The organism is Xanthomonas sp. SHU 308 (assembly GCF_000364645.1).
Lineage (GTDB): Bacteria > Pseudomonadota > Gammaproteobacteria > Xanthomonadales > Xanthomonadaceae > Xanthomonas_A > Xanthomonas_A sontii.
Genome location: NZ_AQOK01000213.1, coordinates 1 through 4,720, shown reverse-complemented (window position 1 = coordinate 4,720; position 4,720 = coordinate 1). Strand labels below are relative to the sequence as shown.

Here is a 4,720-nt window from a genome sequence, read left to right as displayed (position 1 = left end):
TGGCCGGCGCATCCGCGGCCGGCGCCGGCACCAGGCGCAGGGTGCGCGGCAGGCCGTCGCCGCCCATGTCCAGTTCGATCACGCCAGCCTCATCGTGCGCTGACGTCGCGCCGCGGGCCTGCTCGGGTAGGCTCAGGCGACCGAAAGCAACAAGCGTGTCCTCGACCGACACGCGCAGTTTGCGCCGGAACACGAAGCGGCCCAGTGCCGTTGCCAGTTCCTCGGCGCCGCCGTCGGCCAGCAGCATCAGCAAGGCGTCGTCGGCCTGGCGCAGCAGCGCGAACACCGCGATCACCCGGCCCTTGGCGGTGAGCCAGGCGTTCCACTGCCACTGGCCCACCGCCAGCGCCTGCACGTCGTTGGCGAATTGCGCATGGGCGAAGGCCGCTGCATCCGGACCGCGCAATGCGACGTATTGCAGGTGTGGCAAGGCGGAAAAACCGCCGGATTCCAGATTCAGGTTGTCAGGCACGAGAGGGGAGGACTAAAATTGACGAGTTGTGAGACCCGCATGATAGGCCAACCAACCCCCACACCCGAGTCCGATCCCGAAACGCAGCGGCCCGCCGAGGACACCCCTCCGCAGACCGAGCCTGCGCCGCGGGAGATCGGCGGGCGCGGCGGCCTCGAGCCGACGCGCTACGGCGACTGGGAGAAAAACGGACGCTGCATCGATTTTTGAGCAGCTTTGAGCCAACGCGGCCTTAAGCACGCCGCCCAGCCGAGACAACGAGCCCAGCGAATGGCTACGCGCGAACGTCCCCTTTCCCCGCATCTGCAGGTCTATCGCTGGCAGATCCAGATGGTGACCTCGATCCTGAATCGAGCCACCGGCATCGTGCTGTCGATCGGTGCCCTGATCATCGCCGCCGGCCTGTTGGCGCTGATGCTCGGCCCCGCCTCCTGGAACTGCTTCCGCGACATCGCCGGCGCCTGGTACGGCCAGGTGTTCCTGTTCGGCTGGACCTGGTGCTTCGCTTTCCACCTGTTCGGCGGCCTGCGCCACATCCTGCAGGATTTCGGCCAGGGCTACGCGGTCCGCGCCTTCGTCACCATCGGCTGGCTGTCGGTCGTGCTCAGCTTCGTGCTGACCGCCGCGGTGTGGGCCTACGTGCTGCTGGGAGCCACCGCATGAGCCGCTATCGCACCCCGTTGAAGAATGTCCGCGGCCTGGGCGCGGCCAAGACCGGCACCGAGCACTTCGTGCTGCAGCGCCTGACCGCCACCGCCCTGGTGCCGCTGTCGATCTGGTTCCTGATCTTCGTGCTGAGCCTGCTCGGTTCGGACTACGTCGCCGCCACCGAGGCCGTGGCCAAGCCGTGGAACGCGATCCTGCTTGTCGGCTTCCTGATCGCCGCGTTCTGGCACGCCCAGCTTGGCATGCAGGTGGTGCTGGAAGACTACGTGCACACCTCGCTGCTGGCCTTGGCCGCGCAGACCATCGTGCGCTTCGTCGCCGTGCTCGGCGCCATCGTCAGCATCTTCGCCGTGGCGCGCATCGCGCTGGGCATCGCCTGATCCATCGGCGCCCCCTCTAGGAACCACATTTCGATGTCCGCTTACAAGATCACCGAACACAAGTACGACATGGTCGTGGTCGGCGCCGGCGGCGCCGGCCTGCGCGCCACCTTCGGTCTGGCCCAGAAGGGCCTGCAGACCGTCTGCCTGACCAAGGTCTTCCCGACCCGTTCGCACACCGTGGCCGCGCAGGGCGGCATCTCCGCCGCGCTCGGCAACATGGGCGAGGACGACTGGCGCTACCACTTCTACGACACCATCAAGGGCTCGGACTGGCTGGGCGATCAGGACGCCATCGAATACATGTGCCGCGAGGCGATCCCGGCGATCATCGAGCTGGAGCACTACGGCGTGCCGTTCAGCCGCACCGAGGACGGCAAGATCTACCAGCGTCCGTTCGGCGGCATGACCACCAAGTACGGCGAAGGCCCGTCCGCGCAGCGCACCTGCGCCGCCGCCGACCGCACCGGCCACGCCATGCTGCACACGCTGTACCAGCAGTCGCTGGCGCACAACGCGCGCTTCATGATCGAGTACTTCGCGCTCGACCTGATCTTCGACGAGGAAGGCGCCTGCCGCGGCGTGCTCGCCCTGGACATGGCCGAAGGCTCGCTGCACCTGTTCCGCGCCCACGGCGTGGTGCTGGCCACCGGCGGCTACGGCCGCGCCTACTTCAGCGCCACCTCGGCGCACACCTGCACCGGCGACGGCGGCGGCCTGGTGATGCGCGCCGGCCTGCCGATGCAGGACATGGAGTTCGTGCAGTTCCACCCGACCGGCATCTACGGCGCCGGCTGCCTGATCACCGAAGGCGTGCGCGGCGAAGGCGGCATCCTGCGCAACAGCAGCGGCGAGCGCTTCATGGAGCGCTACGCGCCGCACTACAAGGATCTGGCCTCGCGCGACGTGGTGTCGCGTTCGATGACCATCGAGATCCGCGAAGGCCGCGGCGTCGGCGAGCACAAGGACCACATCCTGCTCGACCTGACCCACCTCGGCCCGGGCGTGATCGACGAGAAGCTGCCCGGCATCGCCGAGAGCGCGCGCATCTTCGCCGGTGTCGACGTGCACAAGCAGCCGATCCCGGTGATCCCGACCGTCCACTACAACATGGGCGGCATCCCGACCAACTACCACGGCGAAGTGGTGCGCAAGGACGGCGACAACCCCGATGCGGTGGTGCCGGGCCTGTACGCCATCGGCGAGGCCGCCTGCGTGTCGGTGCACGGCGCCAACCGCCTGGGCTCCAACTCGCTGCTGGACCTGGTGGTGTTCGGCCGCGCGGTGGCCAACCGCTGCGCCGAGACGATCAAGACCGGCGCCCCGCACAAGGGCCTGCCGGGCGACGCCTGCGACAAGGCGCTGGGCCTGCTGGACAAGCTGCGCAACGCCAACGGTAGCACCCCGACCTCGGTGATCCGCGACAAGATGCAGCGCACCATGCAGTCCGACGCGGCGGTGTTCCGCACCAGCAAGACGCTGAAGGAAGGCGTGGACAAGATGGCCGACATCTTCGCCAGCTTCGAGGACGTCAAGGTGTCCGACCGCTCGCTGGTGTGGAATTCCGACCTGATCGAGACCTACGAGCTGAACAACCTGCTGCTCAACGCGGTGGCGACGATCAACTCGGCCGAACAGCGCAAGGAAAGCCGCGGCGCGCACGCCCACGAGGATTTCCCCGACCGCGACGACGTCAACTGGCAGAAGCACACGCTGGTCACCGTCGACGACAAGGGCCAGTGCAGCTTCGACTACCGCCCGGTGCACATGTACACGCTCAGCAAGGACGTGGACGTGGTGCCGCCGAAGCCGCGCGTTTACTGACCACAGCCGGGAAACGGGAGTAGGGAATCGGGAATCGAGAACAGCGCATGCGCTCTTCGCTCCCGCTTCCCATTCCCCATTCCCCAATCCCCAATCCCGGATTTTAAAGCCATGGCAGAGTTCACCCTCCCCAAGAATTCCAAGATCGGCAAGGGCAAGCACTTTCCCGCCAAGGGCGCGAAGAACGTGCGGACCTTCAAGGTCTACCGGTGGAATCCGGACGACGACAGCAACCCGCGGACCGACACCTACGAGGTGGACCTGGACGCGTGCGGCCCGATGGTTCTGGACGCGCTGATCAAGATCAAGAACGAGATCGACCCGACCCTGACCTTCCGCCGCTCGTGCCGCGAGGGCATCTGCGGTTCGTGCGCGATGAACATCGACGGCACCAACACGCTGGCCTGCACCAAGGCGATCGCCGACTGCGGCAAGAAGGAAGTGCCGATCTACCCGCTGCCGCACATGAGCGTGGTCAAGGATCTGGTGCCGGACCTGACCCACTTCTACGCGCAGTACGCCTCGATCAAGCCGTGGATCCGTACCCAGACCCCGCCGCCGCCGGACCGTGAGCGGCTGCAGTCGCCGGAGGACCGCAAGAAGCTCGACGGCCTGTACGAGTGCATCCTGTGCGCCTGCTGCTCGACCAGCTGCCCGAGCTACTGGTGGAACGGCGAGCGTTACCTGGGCCCGGCGATCCTGCTGCAGGCCTACCGCTGGATCATCGACTCGCGCGACGAGGACACCGGTGCGCGCCTGGACGATCTGGAAGATCCGTTCAAGCTGTACCGCTGCCACACCATCATGAACTGCGCGCGGACCTGCCCGAAGGGGCTGAACCCGGCGCTGGCGATCGCCGAGATCAAGAAGCTGATGATGGCGCGCCGCGCCTGATCGCAGCGGCACACGTTCCATACGGCGGGCCTGCCCGCCGACCGCGCGGCACCGGCTTTCGGGTTCGGTGCCGCGTTCGTTTTCGGCGGCTGCCGTGCGGCGCCGCCCCCAGGCAAGGGCGCATGCGATGGACGAGAGCACCGAACTGAAGAAGCTGCGCTGGCGCTGCCGGCGCGGCATGCGCGAACTGGACCAGTTGTTCGGCCGCTACCTGGACCGGCGCTGGGGGGAAGCTTCCGAGGACGAGCGCGGGGTTTTCCTATACCTGCTCGATTGCGAGGACGATAAGTTGTGGCGATGGTTCATGGGCTACGAGGCCTGTCCCGATGCGCGCGCCGCCGATCTCATCGCTTCCATCCGCGCCATGCCGGCTTGACTGGCGCCCGTCGCGCTGGCTGCTGGCCGCGCTGACCCTGCTCGGCGCGCTGGCGCCGCTGTCGCTGCTCGGCTCCGACCTGCCGCCGCACCTGGCCTGGCCGGCGGC

Annotated in this window: 6 protein-coding genes and 1 pseudogene; 6 read left to right on the top strand and 1 reads right to left on the bottom strand. The window is 67.4% G+C overall.

Annotated elements, in window-relative coordinates:
* Positions 1-472, bottom strand: a pseudogene (locus tag D588_RS0108105) (folate-binding protein); the annotation flags it as partial.
* Here D588_RS0108105 and D588_RS28795 point away from each other — a divergent pair.
* The 6 genes from D588_RS28795 (at position 374) to D588_RS0108080 (ending at position 4,612) form a co-directional block, all read left to right on the top strand.
* Positions 374-682, top strand: a complete 309-nt coding sequence (locus D588_RS28795; RefSeq protein WP_309252725.1) for a DUF1674 domain-containing protein — start codon at positions 374-376, stop codon at positions 680-682. The pseudogene D588_RS0108105 and the gene D588_RS28795 sit on opposite strands and share 99 nt — an antisense overlap.
* Before the next feature lie 60 nt (positions 683-742).
* On the top strand, positions 743-1,135 hold the full coding sequence (sdhC, locus tag D588_RS0108100; RefSeq protein ID WP_017912577.1) for a succinate dehydrogenase, cytochrome b556 subunit: 393 nt from the start codon (positions 743-745) through the stop codon (positions 1,133-1,135).
* Positions 1,132-1,518, top strand: coding sequence for a succinate dehydrogenase, hydrophobic membrane anchor protein (gene sdhD / locus D588_RS0108095; protein ID WP_010342655.1), 387 nt, complete (start codon positions 1,132-1,134; stop codon positions 1,516-1,518). The genes sdhC and sdhD overlap by 4 nt, the downstream gene beginning before the upstream one ends.
* A 33-nt stretch (positions 1,519-1,551) precedes the next feature.
* A complete protein-coding gene (gene sdhA / locus D588_RS0108090; RefSeq protein ID WP_017908441.1) occupies positions 1,552-3,342 on the top strand; it encodes a succinate dehydrogenase flavoprotein subunit in 1,791 nt (596 codons plus the stop codon).
* 111 nt (positions 3,343-3,453) lie between these two features.
* The gene (locus D588_RS0108085; RefSeq protein WP_010342653.1) at positions 3,454-4,236 is read left to right on the top strand and encodes a succinate dehydrogenase iron-sulfur subunit; all 783 of its coding nucleotides are present in this window, start codon (positions 3,454-3,456) and stop codon (positions 4,234-4,236) included.
* Positions 4,237-4,363: 127 nt separating this feature from the next.
* Entirely contained in the window at positions 4,364-4,612 is a 249-nt protein-coding gene (locus tag D588_RS0108080; RefSeq protein WP_017912578.1) for a succinate dehydrogenase assembly factor 2, read from the top strand.
* The last annotated feature ends 108 nt before the right edge of the window (positions 4,613-4,720 follow it).